At 65.2% G+C, this 17970-nt stretch carries 17 protein-coding genes; 12 read left to right on the top strand and 5 right to left on the bottom strand.

The features are described 5' to 3' along the window. Positions 1–119: 119 nt before the first annotated feature. The 4 genes from EBB56_RS14635 to EBB56_RS14620 all read left to right on the top strand — a co-directional run bounded on the left by EBB56_RS14635 (position 120) and on the right by EBB56_RS14620 (position 3340). Positions 120–1157: a TRAP transporter substrate-binding protein gene (locus EBB56_RS14635; RefSeq protein ID WP_124804699.1), complete on the top strand. Its 1038-nt coding sequence runs from the start codon at positions 120–122 to the stop codon at positions 1155–1157. Then, positions 1158–1658, top strand: coding sequence for a TRAP transporter small permease (locus EBB56_RS14630; RefSeq protein WP_260425373.1), 501 nt, complete (start codon positions 1158–1160; stop codon positions 1656–1658). It abuts the gene before it with no gap. Next, complete coding sequence (locus tag EBB56_RS14625; RefSeq protein ID WP_231498723.1) at positions 1658–2908, top strand: TRAP transporter large permease; 1251 nt, start codon at positions 1658–1660, stop codon at positions 2906–2908. The genes EBB56_RS14630 and EBB56_RS14625 overlap by 1 nt, the downstream gene beginning before the upstream one ends. A gap of 162 nt (positions 2909–3070) precedes the next feature. After that, positions 3071–3340, top strand: a complete 270-nt coding sequence (locus EBB56_RS14620) for a hypothetical protein (RefSeq protein ID WP_311767535.1) — start codon at positions 3071–3073, stop codon at positions 3338–3340. A 60-nt stretch (positions 3341–3400) separates the two neighbouring features. Here EBB56_RS14620 and EBB56_RS14615 read toward each other — a convergent pair whose 3' ends face one another. Next, complete coding sequence (locus tag EBB56_RS14615) at positions 3401–4441, bottom strand: LacI family DNA-binding transcriptional regulator (protein ID WP_124804698.1); 1041 nt, start codon at positions 4439–4441, stop codon at positions 3401–3403. 167 nt (positions 4442–4608) lie between these two features. On the opposite strand from EBB56_RS14615, the gene EBB56_RS14610 reads away from it, so the two are divergent. From EBB56_RS14610 to EBB56_RS14595, 4 genes are all read left to right on the top strand, one after another. Then, positions 4609–5583: a TRAP transporter substrate-binding protein gene (locus tag EBB56_RS14610; RefSeq protein ID WP_045994306.1), complete on the top strand. Its 975-nt coding sequence runs from the start codon at positions 4609–4611 to the stop codon at positions 5581–5583. 141 nt (positions 5584–5724) lie between these two features. Then, positions 5725–6237, top strand: a complete 513-nt coding sequence (locus tag EBB56_RS14605) for a TRAP transporter small permease (RefSeq protein ID WP_045994307.1) — start codon at positions 5725–5727, stop codon at positions 6235–6237. Positions 6238–6243: 6 nt separating this feature from the next. Next, positions 6244–7536 carry a TRAP transporter large permease gene (locus EBB56_RS14600; RefSeq protein WP_045994308.1) on the top strand — a complete coding sequence of 431 codons (1293 nt, stop codon included), beginning with the start codon at positions 6244–6246 and terminating at the stop codon, positions 7534–7536. A 63-nt stretch (positions 7537–7599) separates the two neighbouring features. Next, on the top strand, positions 7600–8550 hold the full coding sequence (locus EBB56_RS14595) for an NAD(P)-dependent oxidoreductase (protein WP_124804697.1): 951 nt from the start codon (positions 7600–7602) through the stop codon (positions 8548–8550). A gap of 61 nt (positions 8551–8611) precedes the next feature. Here the strand turns inward: EBB56_RS14595 and EBB56_RS14590 are convergent, their stop codons facing one another. Then, entirely contained in the window at positions 8612–9313 is a 702-nt protein-coding gene (locus EBB56_RS14590) for a DUF938 domain-containing protein (protein WP_124804696.1), read from the bottom strand. Between the two features lie 167 nt (positions 9314–9480). On the opposite strand from EBB56_RS14590, the gene hutC reads away from it, so the two are divergent. After that, positions 9481–10188, top strand: coding sequence for a histidine utilization repressor (gene hutC / locus EBB56_RS14585; protein ID WP_045994311.1), 708 nt, complete (start codon positions 9481–9483; stop codon positions 10186–10188). 85 nt (positions 10189–10273) lie between these two features. Here hutC and EBB56_RS14580 read toward each other — a convergent pair whose 3' ends face one another. Beyond that, positions 10274–11596 (bottom strand): YjiH family protein, encoded by a 1323-nt coding sequence (locus EBB56_RS14580; RefSeq protein WP_045994312.1) that lies wholly within the window; start codon positions 11594–11596, stop codon positions 10274–10276. Between the two features lie 705 nt (positions 11597–12301). Between EBB56_RS14580 and hutI the strand changes: the two genes are divergently transcribed. The 3 genes from hutI to hutU are packed head-to-tail and all read left to right on the top strand — an operon-like array spanning position 12302 to position 16217. Beyond that, positions 12302–13513 carry an imidazolonepropionase gene (gene hutI / locus EBB56_RS14575; RefSeq protein ID WP_185696452.1) on the top strand — a complete coding sequence of 404 codons (1212 nt, stop codon included), beginning with the start codon at positions 12302–12304 and terminating at the stop codon, positions 13511–13513. Next, positions 13506–14489: a formimidoylglutamase gene (hutG, locus tag EBB56_RS14570; RefSeq protein ID WP_221621194.1), complete on the top strand. Its 984-nt coding sequence runs from the start codon at positions 13506–13508 to the stop codon at positions 14487–14489. Before hutI ends, hutG begins: the two co-directional genes overlap by 8 nt. Positions 14490–14525: 36 nt before the next feature. Next, on the top strand, positions 14526–16217 hold the full coding sequence (hutU, locus tag EBB56_RS14565) for a urocanate hydratase (protein ID WP_124804695.1): 1692 nt from the start codon (positions 14526–14528) through the stop codon (positions 16215–16217). A 214-nt stretch (positions 16218–16431) separates the two neighbouring features. Here hutU and EBB56_RS14560 read toward each other — a convergent pair whose 3' ends face one another. Continuing rightward, positions 16432–16899, bottom strand: coding sequence for a YchJ family protein (locus tag EBB56_RS14560; protein ID WP_185696451.1), 468 nt, complete (start codon positions 16897–16899; stop codon positions 16432–16434). Between the two features lie 108 nt (positions 16900–17007). Beyond that, positions 17008–17940, bottom strand: a complete 933-nt coding sequence (locus EBB56_RS14555; protein ID WP_181248695.1) for a glutaminase — start codon at positions 17938–17940, stop codon at positions 17008–17010. Positions 17941–17970: the final 30 nt, after the last annotated feature.

Below are 17970 nucleotides of genomic sequence, written 5' to 3'. Positions count from 1 at the left end.
ATCGTGGCTGCTAGATCACTCCAACCTCTCAACAAAAACAAGGCGCTAGGCGGCTACCATCGTAAAGTGACGGCCCGCCGAGAAGACGCCATTTCGCTGAACACCACCAAGGAACCCCCATGACACGCCACATCGCGCCCCGCTCCCTTGCCCTGACCACCCTGGCCGCCGGCATCGCTCTGTCCACTGCGCTTGCCACGTCCGCCGCCCAGGCCAACGACTTCGCCGACATGGACCCGGTCAAGCTGCGCCTGGCCCACGTGGTCAACGAGCAGGACGGCTTCCATATCGCCGCCACCAAGTTCGAGGAACTGGTCGAAGCCCGTACCGAAGGCAAGGTCGACGTCGAGATCTTCCCCAACGCCACCCTGGGTGATGAGCGCACCCTGCTCGAGGGCATGCAGATCGGCACCGTCGACATGGGCGTGATCACCAACGGCCCGGTGGCCAACTTCGTCGAGCCCATGGCGGTGTTCGAACTGCCGTTCCTGTTCGCCTCGCCCGAGGAGGCCTACTCGGTACTCGACGGCCCCATCGGCCAGGAACTGCTCGACAGGCTCGCCGACGTCAACCTCAAGGGCCTGGCCTACGCCGAGCGCGGGTTCCGCAACCTGACCAACTCCGAGCGCCCGGTGGCAAGCCCCGAGGACATCGACGGCCTGCGCATCCGCGTCATGGAAAACCCGGTCTACGTCGACACCTTCCGCGAACTCGGCGCCAATGCCGTGCCGATGGCCTGGACCGAGGCGCTGACCGCCATGCAGCAGGGCACCATCGACGGCCAGGAAAACCCGATCAACGTGATCCACTCGTTCAAGCTCAACGAGACCCAGGACTACATGACGCTGTCGCGCCACACCTATGCCCCGGCGATCTTCGTCATGGGCATGCCGTCCTGGCAGAAGCTGCCCGAGGCCGCCCAGGAGGTCGTCGAGGCCGCCGCCCAGGAAGCCGCAGAGTACGAGCGCGGGCAGAACGCCGCCATGGCCGAACAGCAGCTTGCCGAACTCAAGGAAGCCGGCATGCAGATCGAGGAGTCCCCCGACATCGCCGCCTTCCAGGACGCCGTCGCTCCGGTCTACGAGACCTACGGCGAGCAGTTCGGCGACTACCTGCCGCGCATCCAGGAAGCGCTGAAGGCCGGGGAGTCCAAGTAAGTGCTGTCCCTGCTCGAACGCCTTGAGCGGGGACTCGACGCCGTGACACGCCCGGTGGTGTTCGCCGCTATGGCGGCGTTGATCGGCGTCATCTCCCTGCAGATCATCTCCCGGGTAGCCTTCACTGCGGTGGGCTGGACCGAAGAGGTCGCACGCTTTCTGCTGGTCTGGATCACCTTCCTGGCCGCCACCCTGGCCTACCGCGCCGGTCGTCATATCGCCGTGACCTTCGTGGTCGACGCCCTGCCCAGCCTTGGCGGACGAGTCGCCAGGATCATCGCCCACCTGGTGGTGCTGGCCTTTCTGCTGGCGCTGATCATCATCGGCTGGAACTACATGCAGTTGCAGAGTTTCCAGAAGTCGGCGTCACTGCGCCTGTCGATGACCTGGGTCTACGCGGTGATGCCGCTGGCGGGCGCCTTGATGGCCTTCACCACCCTGGTGGCGATCGTGCGAGAGCTCAGCGGTCAGACGCCGGCGAGCCCGCAGGAGGTGGCGTGATGCTGTTGCTGTTCATCTCCTTCGTGGTGCTGATGCTGATCGGCGTGCCCATCGCCTTCACCATCGGCGCCAGCACCCTGGCGACGCTGGTGGTACAGGGCACACCGCTCGCCGTGGTGCCCCAGCAGATGTTCCAGGGCATCAACACCTTCGCCCTGGTCGCGGTGCCGATGTTTATCCTGACCGGTGATCTGATGGCCCAGGGCGCGGTCAGCCGCAAGCTGGTCGACTTCGCCGACAGCCTGTTCGGCTTTCTCAAGGGCGGGCTTTCGCTGGTGTCGGTACTGGCCGGGATGTTCTTTGCCGCCATCTCCGGCTCCGGGGCGGCCACCACCGCTGCGGTGGGCTCGAGCCTGGTGCCGGAACTCAAGCGCAAGGGCTATGACCCGGCCTCCGCCGCCAGTCTGATCGCTGCCAGTGGCACCATCGGCGTGGTGATCCCACCCTCGGTGCCGATGATCATCTACGCGGTCATCGCCCAAGAGTCGGTGTCGGACCTGTTTCTGGCGGGCTTTCTGCCGGGGCTGGCCATGGGTCTTGGCCTCGGTGCCATCGCCCTGGTCCAGGCCCACCGTCGCCAGTACCCCCACGGCAGCCCGCTGTCGCTGGCGACCATCTGGCGGACCCTGCGTGCAGCAAGCTGGGGGCTGATGACGCCGGTCATCATCCTCGGTGGGATCTTCTCGGGGGTGTTCACCCCCAGCGAGGCGGCGGTGGTGGCGGTGGTCTACGCCCTGCTGGTGTCGCTGTTCGTCTATCGCGACCTGACCTATCGGGACGTCTACGCCGTGATGATCCGCTCGGCGATCACCACCTCGGTGATCATGCTGGTGATCGCCACCTCGGCGGTGCTGAGCTGGACTTTGTCCAGCGCCCAGGTGCCGGCCCAGATCGCCCAGTCGGTGCTGTCGCTGTCCACCGACCCCTACGTCATCCTGCTGCTGGTGGTGGCGGTGATCCTGCTGACCGGGGTGTTCATCGAGACCGCCAGCGCCCTGATCATCCTGACCCCAGTATTGCTGCCGCTGGTGACCCAGCTCGGCATCGACCCGGTGCACTTTGGCCTGATCATCGTGGTGGGGCTGGCGATCGGCATGATCACCCCGCCGGTGGCGATCAACCTGTACGTGGCCTCTTCGGTGACCCAGCTGCCGCTCGAGCGTATCACCCGTGCCATCCTGCCCTACCTGCTGGGGCTGATCGGCGTGCTTTTGCTGGTGGTCTACGTGCCCCTGTGGCTATCGTCCTGACGCCGGAGGCGAGAAGGCCGGTTTAGCGCCAACCAGCGAGCCGCGGATGCTGTCACCAGGATCCGCGGTTTTTTCTTTGCTGCCACAGCGCCATACTGGCGATGGACCGCTTCATCGGCGACTCCTTTGCAGCTTCACCGTACCCTGACATCCGGAGCCTTCATGTCCCTTCGCCTGCCTATCGTTGCCCGCCCCGGCCTTCGCGCCTTCCTGCACCAAGCAAGGATCGGCCTGCCGAGCCGCGCCATGATCGCCGCCATGATCGCCGCCCTGCTGCTGGCAAGCCTCGCCGGCTGCACCACCTACACCTACGATGACGGACACAAGGAGACGGTCTGGGGCGTTCCCCCGGTGGATGAGCACAAGACCGAACAGGAGCGCCAGAACGAAGGCGTCAAGTATCGTGAACCGGGCGTTATCCCGGAAGAATGATCGCCCGATTTGCTCCCTCATTTCACCGGTGGTACAAGCCTCGCCAGGACCTGCTGATGCTCAGGTGCTGCCGCCCTTCACCAGGGTGAATCCCAGATCCCGGATCGGCCGTTCCGGGGTCTTGCCGGACAGACGCTCGAGCAGCAGTTCCGCCGCCTGGGTGCCCATCTCGCTACGGGCCACCGCCAGGGTGGTCAGCTTCGGCGTCAGGTGCTCCGCCAGCGGCAACCCCAGATAGCCACCGACCGCCAGCTCCTCGGGAATCCTGATGCCCTGGCGGCTGGCCGCCAGCAGCACGCCGCTGGCGACGATATCGTTGGAGCAGTGAATGGCGTCAGGTCGCGGTGTCATTGCCATCACATCCTCCAGCGCCCGCACCCCGACCTCGTAGGACGCCGGCTCGTGGTACTCCAGCATCCCGCCACAGGCCGCACCCGCCTCCTCCAGCGCCCGCTGGTGGCCCTCCAGGCGTTGAGCCGCCCGGTAGTCATGGCCCAGGTGAGAGCCGACGAAGGCGATACGCCGATAGCCCTGCTCAAGTAGATGGGACGCCATAGCGTGACCCAGGGCGACGCCGTCCACCCCCACGTTCATGTCGATGGGGTCGTCGCCCACTTCCATGATCTCTACCACCGGGCGTCCCCAGTCCCTGAGTCGCGAGATCACCCGGGGCCGGTGGCGCAGACCGGTCAGGATCACCCCGGACGGCGAGTAGCCGAGCACCGTATCGACCAGACTGGCCTCGCGGTCCAGATCCCAGTCGGTGGTGGCCAGCAACATCTGATAGCCCGCCGCCTCCAGTCGCTTCTGGATGGCATCGATGACCTCGATAAAGGTCAGGATCGCCAGCGACGGCACGATCACCGGGATCACGCGGGTGCCCGCTGCGGCAAGCCCCCCGGCGATCAGGTTGGGCACATAGCCAAGCGCCTCCACCGCCGCGTCGACACGCTGCTTGACCTCGGCGGAGACTCGCCCCGGCGTATTCAGCGCCCGCGATACGGTGATCGGCGCGACCCCCGCCTGCCGGGCCACGTCGGCCAGGGTCACTCGGCCCTTGCCCCGGTGGCGCTTGCGTGAGCGAATTTCCTGGCTGTCCATTGGCGTCCTTCCTCGAAGATTCCTTTGGCCACAGTGTAACCCAAGACCAAAGTATGGGTAGCGCTACCATCTTAATGGTAGCGCTACCCATGCAATGTCGGCTACCTTTCGACTACGCCTCGACGCAATAGCGTCGTCGGACGATACGCCCCGAGGAGACAACGACAATGAACGCACGCAGCCTCACCCCCCTTGCCCTGGTCACCGCCATCTCGCTCGGCGCCGCTGGCACCGCCGCCGCCGAAGACCTGGCCATCGCCATCCACACCGACCCGTCCCACGCCATGTTCAAGATCGGCGAGCGCCTCAAGGACACCATCGAGAGCGAGTCCGATGGCGAGCTGACGGTGACCCTGCTTGGCACCGAGGTCGGTGGCGAGCGCGACCACCTGGAAGGCGCCAGCTACGGCGAGTACGCCATCGCCCTCGGTGGCTCCATGCCGATGACCCTGTATGCCCCCGAGTTTGCCGCCGCCGACCTGCCCTTCGTCTACGACTCCAGTGACCAGGCGCGCAAGATCTACGAAGGCGAGATCGGCGAGGCGCTGAATCAGAGCCTGATCGCCAAGGGCAACATGCGCCTGGTGGGCCTGTCGGCACGCAACCCCCGCAACCTGACCTCAAAGACCCCGGTCAAGACCCCGGAGGACGTCAGCGAGGTGCGCATGCGCGTGCCGGAGATCGCGCCCTGGGTCGCGGTATGGGGCGAGATCGGCGCACTGCCGAGCCCGATCGCCTGGCCGGAGGTCTACACCTCGCTGCAGACCGGCGTCATCGACATGCAGGAAAACCCGGTGGACAACATCTACGCCGGCAAGCTGTTCGAGGTGCAGGACTATGTCAGCCGCACCGAGCACGTCTACTCGTTCTTCCACTGGCTGATGAACGAAGACGTCTATCAGGAACTGTCCGACGAACACCGTGACATCGTCCTGTCCGCCATCGACGACGCCACCACCTGGGGCGATCAACTGGTCAGCGATGGTCAGGCGGAGCTGTTTGAAAAACTCAAGGAAGAAGGCATGGAGGTGGTCGAGCCCGATGTCGCCGCCTTCCGCCAGGCCGCGCGCCCCGCCGTGGAAGAGATCGCCCAGGACTACGACCCGGCCGTTCGTGACTATGTGCTGTCACTGATCCAGTAAGTCCGAGGCGGCGCTAACCCCGAAGGCGTTGTTGCCTCGAGGGTTGGCACAGCATCTGACCGTCCCACGGGGCCTCGCCGACCGAGGCCTCCCTCCCTTGAGTCAAGTCCCCGCCACCCGGCGGGGGCAACGGAGTGTCCGATGACCTCATCTCCTACCCTGTCCCGGGCACTGGGTGCTTTCTGGTGGTTGTTGACCACCGTGGTAGTCGGTGCCTTCGGCCTGATGCTGCTGGTCATGGCCATTCAGGTAATCGCACGCTATGCCCTCGGCGTCGCGGTGCCCTGGACCGACGAGGTTTCCCGCTATCTGTTCCTGGCGGAGATCTTTCTCGGTTCGGTGCTGGCGCTGCGCTACCAGGAACACATCCGCATCACCGTCGTCACCGACCTGCTGCCAGCGGGCGCCCAGCGCTGGGCGGCGGTCGCCGCCGACGCCATCAGCATCCTGGTGCTTCTGATGATCATGGGGGGCGCCTTCAACATGATGGAGCGCACCGCCGGCATCTTCGCCAGCACCTTCGACATGAGCTTTTCCTACCTGTACCTGATGCAGCTGGTCGCTGCCGGCCTGATGGCACTGCTGCTGGTGGAGGACCTCGTCGTTCGTCTGCGCGGCAAGCCTTCCACCTTGCCTGACGAACCCAAGGAGTAAGACACCATGGAAATCTTTGCCATCATGTTCGTCGGCCTGATCGTGCTGCTGATGCTGGGGGTGCCGGTCGCCTTTGCGATGATCGCCTCATCGGCGGCGGTGCTAGCCTACACCCGTGGCTTCGCCGAGATCCCGCTGGAGATGATCGCCCAGCGCACCCTGTACGGCGTCAACAGCTTCACCCTGCTGGCGATTCCCGCCTTTCTGCTGATCGGCCGGCTGATGAACTCCGCCGGCATCTCTGATCGGGTGTTCGACGTGGCGCGCTGCGCCGTGGGTCACCTCAAGGGCGGGCTCGGCCACGTCAACGTGCTGGCGAGCATGCTGTTTGCCGGCATGTCGGGCTCAGCGGTGGCCGATGCTGGCGGGCTTGGCGCGGTGGAGATAAAGGCCATGGAAGACGATGGCTTTCCCACCGACTTCAGCGCCGCGGTCACCGCCAGTTCCGCCACCATCGGGCCGATTATCCCGCCCAGCATTCCGGCGGTCATCTATGGCGCCCTGGCCAACGCCTCCATCGCCGCGATCTTTCTCGGCTCCATCCTGCCGGGCCTGTTCATGGGTGCCGGCCTTATGGTGATGGTGGCGGTGATCTCCCATCGTCGTGGCTACCCGACCCGGGCCCGCGCCACCATGGCCGAATTCACCCGTGCACTGTCGCGGGGCCTGCTGCCCATGCTGACCCCGGTGATCATCCTGGTCGGCATTCTGTCGGGGCTATTCACCCCCACCGAGGCCTCGGTGGTGGCGCTGCTCTACTGCATGATCATCTCGTTCTGCGTCTACCGTTCGATCACCCTGCGCGAGTTCGTCCAGATCCTGCGTGACACCGCCATCGACACCTCGGTGCTGCTGCTGATCATCGCCGGCAGCGCGCTCTATAGCTGGATCCTGGCGCGCTACCAGGTCACCGCCCTGGTCGCCGACTTCCTGCTCGCCACGGTCAGCGATCCGATGCTGCTGCTTCTGCTGCTGAGCCTGTTCATCCTGCTGATCGGACTGTTCATCGACTCGGTGCCGGCGCTGTTTCTGCTGACGCCGCTGCTGGTGCCGGTGGTGGTGCAGTACGGCATCGATCCGGTGCACTTCGGCGTGCTGATGATCTTCAACCTGATGATCGGGCTGATCACGCCACCGGTGGGCACGGTGCTGTTTGCCATCCAGAAGATCACCGACCTGCCCTTCAACACCCTGGTGCGGGCCACCCTGCCGTTCTACATCCCGCTGGTGGCGGTGCTGATCGTGATCACGCTGTTTCCGTCCATCGTGATGTTCCTCCCCAACCTCTTGCTCAAATGACGCCACGACCGGGCAAGGTTTCAGGGCCTTGCCCGGCGGGCTTATCTCAATAGGAGTCATGCCATGGCTGTACTGATCACCGGTGGCCTCGGCCACGTCGGTTCCTGGGTCGCCACCCTGCTCGCCCGCCAGGGCAAGAAGGTCATCATCTGCGATATGGCCGCCCCCCACGTCGACCGCATGGGGCTCGACTATCTCGAGGAAGTGCGTGACAACGTCCACTTCGAAGCGGTCGACGTGCTCGACACCCACACCCTGTTCGAGACCTTTCTGCGCTATCGCGACGAGCTGGAAGGGGTCATTCATGGGGTCTCGGTGATCGCCGGGCCGAGCTTCCAGACCCGCCCGTTCAAGCACCTGTCGATCAACGCCATGGGCACCCTGAACGTCTACGAGACCTGCCGGCTGCTGGGCATCGACAAGGTGGTCAACATGAGCTCCGGCGCGGTCTACGGCGACGCCGTCGGCCCCCAGGTCGAGACCATGCCCTACAAGGCCACCGACCTTTACGGCGCCACCAAGATTTCCGGCGAGCTCTACGGCGACCAGTACACGGCGACCTACGGCATGGATATCCGTCAGGCCCGACTGTTCTTCGTGTATGGCCCCGGCAAGCGCCCGTCCCACATGCACGCGGTCTACCAGGCGATGTTCGGGCCACTCGAAGGGCTACGCGATGTGCACCCGGACAACGGACGCGACCAGACCACCGACTGGACCCACGTCGAGGACACCGCGAGGGGCATCCTGGCGCTGTTCGATGCCGACAGCGTGCCTCACCGCCACTACAACATTTCCTGCGGTGTGCCGATCGCCCATCAGGACATCGTCGACAGCGTCACCGACCTACTCGGCCATGACAGCGGCATGCGTCTGGGCCCTGGCCCCTTCGTGGTGCGGGGCAGCCCCCTGGACATCACCCGCGCGCGCACGGATCTGGGCTTCGAGCCGCGATTTACCGATATCCGCGAGGGGCTCGAGGACTACCATCGCTGGCTCAAGAAGAACGCCTGAAACGACACGGCCGGCCTGTCAAAGGCCGGCCGCTCGCAGACGGGTCGATCCGCTTCCGCCATCACTGCCGACGGAACACCAGCGCCAGATTGTTGGCCGGCAGCTCGTGGATGGCCTCCCGGCTCAGGCCGTGCTCGGCGGCGACCTCGGTCACCTGCTCCAGGTCCCGCACGCCCCAGCGCGGGTCACGGCGCCTCAAGTCGGCGTCGAAGGCCGCATTGGACGGCGCGGTATGCTCACCACCACGTCGGTAAGGGCCGTACAGCAACAGCACGCCACCCGGCTCGAGGTGGGCCTGGGACTTTGCCATCAGCGCAGGCGTCACTTCCCACGGCGAGATATGGATCAGATTGATCGCCACCAGGGCGTCAAAGGTGTCATCCGGCCAGGGCTCCAGCACGTCGCGGCGTACCGGCGCCAGCAGATTGCCGCACCCTTGCGTCGCTTGCTCCGGCTCTCGCCCAGAAGGCCCTGCCCGTTGCGCTTCGCTTTCGCCTTGCCTGTCACCCTCCGCTTCCCCTTGCCTATCTTCTGCTGCTGCAAGCGCGCGCCAGGCAGCGATGGACGCCAGCGCCGCCTCGGAAACGTCGCTCGGCTGCCATCGCCAGCCCGGCTGGCACTGCGTCATATAGAGTCCGTGCTCACCACTGCCGCTGGCGAGCTCCAGCACGCGAGCATGGCGTCCCAGGCACTGACGCAGCACCGCGTGGATGGGCTCGCGATTGCGAAGCGCCGCTGGACTGGAGAGTCTCGCGTCGGACATGGGAAAACCTCACGGTAAACAAGGGGAGTAACAAGAGCGGCAATGGCCAAACGAATATAACGGAAGCATGGTAACGTCTGGCATCAACGGCTTGCGCAACGATGCCAAGCGATGATCGTCCCGGTACACTAGCAAAAGATACCCTTCATCTTCACCAAGGACGGCCCATGGCTCGACCCGCGCCTCGCTACCTCGAGATTCAACAGCACATCCTGGCCAAGATCCAGCGGGGGGAATGGCCCACCGACCATCGCATCCCGGGTGAGGAGCAGCTGGCGCTCGACTTCAACGTCAGTCGCATGACCGCCAACAAGGCCATCCGCGAACTGGTTCAGCGCGGCTATCTTACCCGCCAGCCGGGCGCGGGAACCTTCGTCACCGAACGCAAGGCGGAATCCTCGCTGATGGAGGTCCACAATATCGCCGAAGAGGTCCGCGGTCGCGGCCATCACTATCGGGCCAGGGTGCAGCGTGCCGAAGCGATCGATGCCAGTGAGGACATCGCGTTGCAACTGGGGGTCAAGCGAGGCAGCAAGGTCTTCCATACCCGCATCGTTCACCACGAAAACGACGAGCCCATCCAGCTCGAGTTGCGCTACGTCAATCCCCGCCACGTGCCAGACTATCTGGACGCCGACTTCACGCTCACCACGCCCCATCAGGTGCTGATCCAAACCTGGCCGATCACCGATATCGAACACGTGGTCGAGGCCGTTTCGGCAGACACACGACAGGCCGAGGAGCTGGCCATTTCCACCTCCCTCCCTTGCCTGCAGTTGCGGCGGCGCACCTGGTCAAATGACCTGCTCATCAGTTACGCCGTGTTGATCCACCCGGGAGATCGCTACAAGCTGCGCTCGGCGTGGAAGGACTGAGGGACGGACACAGCTTCCACCTACGCACGAGGGCCGGACAGTGATTGTCCGGCCCTCGTGCTTACGGCTACAGCGATCGACAAGGTTACTGCAGTAGCATGGCCGCCGGGATCGCCATTACCAGGGTGAGTGCCACCCGCACCGCCCACACCACCAGCATCTGCCAGATGGTGATGGGAATCCGGGTGGCCAGCACGCAGGGAATGGACGCCGAGAAGAACAGGATGGACGACACCGACACCACGCCGGCGGCAAAGCGCGCCACGAAGTCGATTCCCGCGTCGCCACCGAGCAGCAGCGCCGGCAGGAACATCTCGGCCAGGCCCGCCGCGCTGGCCTGGGCCAGTTCCTGGGCATTGTCGATGCCGAAGATCGCCACCACCGGATAGAACAGCCAGCCCAGCCACTCGAACACCGGCGTGTACTTGGCCACCAGCAGTCCCAGCAGCCCCACCGACATGATCGACGGCAGGATGCTGATCGCCATCACCAGCCCTTCGGTCAGATTCTTGCGTACGCTGGATCCCAGCCGCGGCGCCTGCTCGGCCACCTTGATACCGGTGCGCCACGCCAGCGCCAGGCGATCCCCCTTCCGCGCTTCAGGTTCGCCGTCGGTCGCGGTGTTGTCCATGCCTGACAGCGGCCACAACCGCGCGGTCACCGCCGAGACAACGAAAGTGATCACCAGGGTGATCCAGAAGTAGGCGTTCCAGTAGTCCATCAGCCCCAGGGTCTTGGCGACGATGATCATGAACGGCGCGGAGACGGTAGAGAAACCGGTGGCAATGATGGCCGCTTCTCGGGCCGAGTACTGGCCACCGGCGTAGGCACGGCTGGTGATCAACAGTCCGATCGAGTAGCTGCCGACAAAGGAGGCCACCGCGTCGATGGCGCTTCGACCCGGGGTACGCCACAGCGGGCGCATGACGGGCTGAACCAGGATGCCGATCAGCTCGAGTAGCCCATAGCTCAGCAGCAGCGCCAGGAAGATGGCACCGATCGGCACGATCAGCCCCACCGGAATCACCAGCTTGTCGTAGAGAAAGGGCAGCATGTCCGGCTGATGCAGCAGTGCCGGACCGGCGGTGGTCATGGTCAACAGCGCCGCCACCACCCCCAGAAGCTTGAGCACGGTGAAGATCTTGTCGGTGAGACTGCGTCGCCAATCCCCCTTGATCAACGGATAGGCCGCGCCGGCGATGATCAGCGCCAGGGCGTAGAACCTCGCCCAGTCACCGAGCCCGGCCCGGGCCGCGGTCACCAGATGATCCAGCGGAATCGTGGTTCGACCTTCCCAGGCAACCGGAACAAAGAAGATGAAGATGCCAATGGCGCTGGGCACCAACAGCTTGAACAACAGCAGGCCGAGGGGTGTCTGGCCTACCGAGGAACCAGGAGTCGTCGCCATGAAGGGAACCTCGTCGAAGTGTGAACCAACTCGTAAGTGTCATCTTGTTTGTATATACATTTCAACCGCTATAGTGGCAAAGCACTCCCCCACAGCGCCTTTAGACGATGGTCTAATACGCCACAAACTTCTCCTCAGATTCGTTCGTTAAACGGCGTTGTCACGCTCCGCTACACCTCTTTCCTGCAGCGTCGCAGACAGGCCGCCGGTCAGGGCGTCAGACGAACCGGCAAGGACTCCAGAACCACACTTTTTTGTATATACATGATGCTGTCGAACGATCCCGTTGGGCACCCGACGCCTCCCGCGCGTGCTCGAAACGCTCTCGGGTCTCTCGACGACTCGGGGTTCAGAAAAGCCGGTAACGATCCCGCGGCCAAGATGGAGTGCACTCCGCCTAGGCGACCTGCGCTCCCCCGGGGCGATGCTTCAGAGAGGACAGGCCTGGTGCATCCGCGACCCTGTATATACGTTTATCGAAGCAATCCGTCGAGATTTCACGCCTATCCGCGCACTACGACCATGGTCTATTGATGCGTCACGGCCTGGAACCAAGCCCATAAAACGCCTGCAAGCCGCTGTTTCAACGACCATCCATCAGGCCCGACCCAAGGTTCGGGCGATGCATCACTGGCGACTCGGCGGCTTGACGAAACGGCTTGAAGGCATTATTTGTATATACATTACCCGACACGGAGCATCCCCATGTCCGAGCAATCCAAGCGCCTGCTGTGGCGCGATCTGGCGATCTTCGACGGACTGACCACCCTGCCCGAGCGTCACTGGGTAGCGGTCGAGGATGGACGGATCTGCGCCCTGGGCACCATGCAGACCCTTGACCCGAGTCAACATCGCGACGCCGTCGACATGGGGCAAGGCGGCGTCATGACACCGGGCCTGATCGACTGCCATACCCACCTGGTTTTCGGCGGGCAGCGCAGCGACGAATTCGAGCTGCGCCTGCAAGGCGCCTCCTACGAAGAGATCGCGCGTCGCGGTGGCGGCATCCTGGGCACCGTCACGGCGACCCGGAAAGCCGACGAATCGGCCCTGTTCGACGCCGCAGCAAAGCGCCTCACGTCGATGATCGAGGACGGCGTGACCAGCGTCGAGATCAAGTCCGGCTACGGCCTGACCCTGGCCGACGAACTGAAGATGCTGCGGGTGGCGCGACGTCTCGGTGAGCAACTGCCCGTTCGCGTCACTACCACCCTGCTGGCCGCCCATGCCCTGCCACCGGAGTATGCAGGCGACGCCGATGGCTACATCGAGCTGGTGTGCAACCAGATCCTGCCGGCGGCCCACGCCGAGGGCCTGGTCGATGCGGTCGACGTGTTCTGCGAGCGCATCGCCTTCTCGAGCGAACAGTCCCGGCGCGTGTTCGAGGCGGCCAGGGCGCTTGACCTGCCGGTCAAGGCCCACGCCGAGCAGCTTTCGCTGTCCGGTGGCGCGGCCCTGGTGGCCCAGTTCCGAGGGTTATCCGCCGACCATATCGAGTATCTGGACGACGATGGCATCGCGGCGATGGCCGATGCCGGGACCGTCGGCGTCCTGCTGCCCGGCGCCTTCTACACCCTGCGTGAAACGCAGCACCCACCGATCGACGCCATGCGTCGTGCCGGTGTCGCCATGGCGGTGGCCTCGGACGCCAATCCTGGCACCTCGCCCATCGCGCTGCCGACCTTGATGCTGAACATGGCCTGCACCCTGCTGCGCCTGACGCCCCAGGAGGCACTGGCCGGCATGACCCGCCACGCCGCCCAGGCCATCGGCCAGCCAGACCTTGGACGCATCGCCGTCGGCGCTCCCGCCGATCTGTGCGTCTGGAACATCGATAGCCCGGCCGAACTGGCCTATGCCGTCCAGCCGGGACGACTCAAGCATCGCCTGCTGGAGGGCGTATTGACCCATGGATGAGCAGCTCGCTTCCCCCTCGTCACCCATCGCGCCGTTGACCGAACCGGACATGGGTATCTGGCAGGGGCGTACCGACCCCGAGCCCAACAGCGAGCGCTGGCACCAGCGCATCGCCGCCTACCGCTCCGGCGCCGAGCCTGGCGTCGTGGTGACGGGCTTTGCCAGTGATGCCGGTGTCGCCCGCAACAAGGGGCGGGTGGGCGCCGCCGATGGCCCCGCCGCCATTCGCCGCGCCCTCGCCCCCATGGCCTGGCACCGCGACGCCCCTGCCTACGATGCCGGCGACATGCACTGCGTCGGCAATGGCCTCGAGGATGCCCAGGAGGCGCTGGGCGCGCGGGTGACCGAGATCCTCGACCAGGGCCACCAGCCGGTGGTGCTGGGCGGCGGTCACGAAGTCGCCTACGCCAGCTGGCGCGGCCTCTCCGAGCATCTGGACAAGGGCCACCGCAGGCCCACCGTGGCGATCATCAACCTGGACGCCCACTTCGACCTGCGCGACCCCAGCGAACAGACGTCTTCCGGCACGCCCTTCGCCCAGATCGCCGCCGACTGCGCCAGGCGTCGCTGGCCGTTCCGCTACGCCTGTCTCGGAGTCAGCCAGGCGGCCAACACCCGTGCCCTGTTTCACACCGCCAAGCGGCTCAAGTCGCTGGTGGTCGAGGATCGCGAGTTTCGCGATAGCCGCATCGCGTACATCAAGCGCGACGTGCAGCGTCTGGTAGCCGACTGCGATCACGTCTACCTGACCATCGACATGGATGTCTTCCCTGCAAGCGATGCCCCTGGCGTCAGCGCTCCCGCCTCGCGGGGCGTGATCCTGACCCACTTCGAGCCGATCCTCGAGTTCCTGCGTCGCTCGCGCAAGCTCCGCCTGATCGACATCGCCGAGGTCAACCCGGCGTATGACATCGACCAACGTACGGCGCGTCTCGCCGCCCGCCTGGTCCATCAACTGACCCGGTCCAACGCCTGACCGAGCCTTTTATTCCCTTTCACTACAGGTACCGACATGAACCAGATCACGCCCTCGCTGAACGACCGTCACGATCCTTCGCGCAAGATCGCCGCCCCCACCGGCACCGAACTGTCGTGCAAGAGCTGGCTGACCGAAGCCGCCCTGCGCATGCTGATGAACAACCTCCACCCTGACGTCGCCGAGCGTCCCGAGGATCTGGTGGTGTACGGCGGCATCGGTCGCGCTGCCCGCACCTGGGAATGCTTCGACAAGATCGTCGAGGTGCTCAAGCGCCTGGAGGACGACCAGACCCTGCTGATCCAGTCCGGCAAGCCGGTGGCGGTGATCCCGACCCACAAGGACGCGCCGCGGGTACTGATCGCCAACTCCAACCTGGTGCCGGCCTGGGCCAACTGGGAGCACTTCAACGAGCTCGACAAGAAGGGACTGATGATGTACGGCCAGATGACCGCCGGGTCCTGGATCTACATCGGCTCCCAGGGCATCGTCCAGGGCACCTACGAGACCTTCGTCGAGGCTGGCCGTCAGCACTTCAAAGGCGACCTCAAAGGCCGCTGGGTACTGACCGCCGGCCTTGGCGGCATGGGCGGCGCCCAGCCGCTGGCGGCGACCCTGGCCGGTGCCTGCTCGCTGAACATCGAGTGCCAGCAGACGAGCATCGACTTCCGTCTGCGTACCCGCTACCTGGACGAGCAGGCCAACGATCTGGACGACGCGCTCGAGCGTCTTGCCCGCTACACCAGTGAAGGCAAGGCCATCTCCATCGGTCTTTGCGCCAACGCCGCCGACGTCCTGCCGGAACTGGTCAAGCGCGGCGTCAAGCCGGACATGGTCACCGACCAGACCAGTGCCCACGATCCGCTGCACGGCTACCTGCCCTCTGGCTGGACCTGGGACGAGTACGTGGCCCGCGCCAAGAGCGAGCCCGACGCAGTGGTCAAGGCCGCCAAGGCGTCCATGGCGGTGCATGTGCGCGCCATGCTCGAATTCCAGAAGATGGGCGTGCCCACCTTCGACTACGGCAACAACATCCGCCAGATGGCCCAGGAAGAAGGCGTCGACAATGCCTTCGACTTCCCCGGCTTCGTCCCGGCCTACATTCGTCCGCTGTTCTGCCAGGGCATCGGCCCGTTCCGCTGGGTGGCGCTGTCCGGCGATCCGGAGGACATCTACAAGACCGACGCCAAGGTCAAGGAGCTGATCCCCGACGACGAGCACCTGCACCACTGGCTCGACATGGCCAAGGAGCGCATCAGCTTCCAGGGTCTGCCGGCGCGTATCTGCTGGGTCGGTCTGAAGGATCGCGCGCGCCTCGGCCGCGCCTTCAACGAGATGGTCAAGAACGGCGAACTCAAGGCGCCCATCGTCATCGGCCGTGACCACCTCGACTCCGGTTCCGTGGCCAGCCCCAACCGCGAGACCGAGTCCATGCTGGACGGCAGCGACGCGGTGTCCGACTGGCCGCTGCTCAACGCCCTGGCCAACACCGCGGGCGGCGCTACCTGGGTCTCGCTGCACCACGGCGGGGGTGTCGGCATGGGCTTCTCCCAGCACGCCGGTGTGGTCATCGTCGCCGACGGTACCGACGAGGCCGATGCCCGCCTGGCCCGCGTCCTGCGCAACGACCCGGCCAGCGGCGTGATGCGCCATGCCGACGCCGGCTACGACATCGCCAGCCAGTGTGCCCGCGACAACGGCCTCGACCTGCCGATGCTCAAGGACTGACGCCGTCCCGGGCGCGGCCAGCCGCTGGCGCGCCCGACCCTGGCATCGAGGCGCCTTGTCCCTGAGGGCGCCTCCTGCCCGGGAGCGCCATGCAAAAAGCGCAGACGCCTGCACAAAGGCCGCCCCTCGGGGCGGCCTTTATCGTTTACAACCCTGGTTCACTTCGATGCCACTTGAAACGTGCGCCGACGCCCCTGAAGCGGCCGGCGACGGGTCAGGCGCAGCACTGCTTGAACTTGCGCGCACTGCCACAGGGACAGGGATCGTTGCGTCCCGGCTTGAGTCGAGACACCCGGGCCTCGCCATCCAGATAGACCCAGCGTCCCTGGTGGCGCACAAAGCGCGAGCGCTCTTCCAGCACGCCCCAGCGCTGCCGCCCCGGCGTGCCCTCGGCAAAGGTCGCACGAAACTGCACCCAGCCCTGGTCGCCTGTTTCACCGCTATCGAGTATCTCGAGACGCTTCCAGCGGGTATCGTCGTCATCGCCCAGTTGCGCCGGGCAACTGTCCGGGTGCCAGCTATGGCGAAGGTAGTCCTCGAGCCCGAGGGCGAAGGCCGCAAAGCGCGAGCGCATCAGCGCCTCGGGCGAACGTGCGTTCTCGCCCTGGTGCAGCAGACCGCAGCAGTGCGCGAGGACCAGGCTACTGCCGCAGGGGCAGCGGGTGGATGACGTTGTAGTCAAGGTGCGGCTCTCCTCTTATCTACCTTGCGCTTTGCCACAGCGCGGGCCTTGTACGAACACCCGACGTGGGTGGCAACGCTTTAAACAGACTGCCGACCTGTACCGGCCTCACGCAAATACCGACCAGCCTGTGGCCTTGGACAGCCCTTCCAGGGCAGCGGTGCCCTTGAGCGAATTGCCGTAGCGATCCAGGCCCGGCGACCACACCGCGATCGAGGCCACGTTGGGCACCACCGCCATGATCCCGCCCCCGACACCGCTCTTGCCCGGGAAGCCGACCCGATAGGCGAAGTCTCCCGAGCCATCGTAGTGACCGCAGGTCATCATCAACGCATTGATCGCCCGTACCCGCTCAAGCCCGATCATGCGCTGGCCCTCGAAGCCACCACACAGAAAGCGTGTGGCCCTGGCGAGCTGGGCGGTGGACATCTCGATGGCGCAGTGATGGAAGTAGGTGCCCAGCACCCGGTCACAGTCGTTGGTCAGGTTGCCGCAGGATCGCAGGAAGTAGGCCAGGGAGAAGTTGCGATCCCCGGTGGCATGCTCGGAGCGCGCCACCTGCTCGTTGATGTGGATGTCCTCGTCGCCGGAGGCCTCCCGCAGAAAGCGCAGAATCTCGCCGAGGGTATCGCGTGGCGCATTGCACCCGAGCACCGCGTCGGTGGTGACAATCGCCCCGGCGTTGATGAAGGGATTGCGGGGAATGCCGTCTTCCACCTCCAGCTGGACGATGGAGTTGAAGGCCCGGCCCGATGGCTCGCGCCCGACCCGCTGCCACAGGCCATCGCCGTGACGCCCCAGCGCCAGCGCCAGGGTGAAGACCTTCGACACGCTCTGGATCGAAAAGGCCTTGCCGGCGTCGCCGGCATGAAACTCCTGTCCATCCACGGTGCACACACTGATGGCGAACTGGCGGGGATCGACACAGGCAAGTTCGGGGATATAGCTTGCCACCTGGCCCCACTCGCCAGCCTGACGAGCCTCGCGATCCAGCCTCTCGACCAGCGCCTGCAGTTGTTCCGGCGTAAGGGTCTTTCCCATGAGCGTGATTCTTCCAGGAGCCTGACAAGG

It is taken from the genome of Halomonas sp. YLB-10, assembly GCF_003856855.1.
In the GTDB taxonomy this organism is placed as follows: domain Bacteria; phylum Pseudomonadota; class Gammaproteobacteria; order Pseudomonadales; family Halomonadaceae; genus Halomonas; species Halomonas litopenaei.
Note: the sequence above shows the minus strand (reverse complement) of the source record. Positions and strands in the feature narration are given on the sequence as shown.

Excerpts from the sequence above, each read along its gene's own strand:
- EBB56_RS14625 (WP_231498723.1), top strand. The coding sequence starts at position 1,658 with ATGCTGTTGCTGTTCATCTCCTTCGTGGTGCTGATGCTGATCGGCGTG.
- hutU (WP_124804695.1), top strand. The coding sequence starts at position 14,526 with ATGAACCAGATCACGCCCTCGCTGAACGACCGTCACGATCCTTCGCGC.
- EBB56_RS14615 (WP_124804698.1), bottom strand. The coding sequence starts at position 4,441 with ATGGACAGCCAGGAAATTCGCTCACGCAAGCGCCACCGGGGCAAGGGC.
- EBB56_RS14610 (WP_045994306.1), top strand. The coding sequence starts at position 4,609 with ATGAACGCACGCAGCCTCACCCCCCTTGCCCTGGTCACCGCCATCTCG.
- EBB56_RS14620 (WP_311767535.1), top strand. The coding sequence starts at position 3,071 with ATGTCCCTTCGCCTGCCTATCGTTGCCCGCCCCGGCCTTCGCGCCTTC.
- hutG (WP_221621194.1), top strand. The coding sequence starts at position 13,506 with ATGGATGAGCAGCTCGCTTCCCCCTCGTCACCCATCGCGCCGTTGACC.
- hutC (WP_045994311.1), top strand. The coding sequence starts at position 9,481 with ATGGCTCGACCCGCGCCTCGCTACCTCGAGATTCAACAGCACATCCTG.
- EBB56_RS14590 (WP_124804696.1), bottom strand. The coding sequence starts at position 9,313 with ATGTCCGACGCGAGACTCTCCAGTCCAGCGGCGCTTCGCAATCGCGAG.
- EBB56_RS14605 (WP_045994307.1), top strand. The coding sequence starts at position 5,725 with ATGACCTCATCTCCTACCCTGTCCCGGGCACTGGGTGCTTTCTGGTGG.
- hutI (WP_185696452.1), top strand. The coding sequence starts at position 12,302 with ATGTCCGAGCAATCCAAGCGCCTGCTGTGGCGCGATCTGGCGATCTTC.
- EBB56_RS14635 (WP_124804699.1), top strand. The coding sequence starts at position 120 with ATGACACGCCACATCGCGCCCCGCTCCCTTGCCCTGACCACCCTGGCC.
- EBB56_RS14600 (WP_045994308.1), top strand. The coding sequence starts at position 6,244 with ATGGAAATCTTTGCCATCATGTTCGTCGGCCTGATCGTGCTGCTGATG.
- EBB56_RS14580 (WP_045994312.1), bottom strand. The coding sequence starts at position 11,596 with ATGGCGACGACTCCTGGTTCCTCGGTAGGCCAGACACCCCTCGGCCTG.
- EBB56_RS14555 (WP_181248695.1), bottom strand. The coding sequence starts at position 17,940 with ATGGGAAAGACCCTTACGCCGGAACAACTGCAGGCGCTGGTCGAGAGG.
- EBB56_RS14595 (WP_124804697.1), top strand. The coding sequence starts at position 7,600 with ATGGCTGTACTGATCACCGGTGGCCTCGGCCACGTCGGTTCCTGGGTC.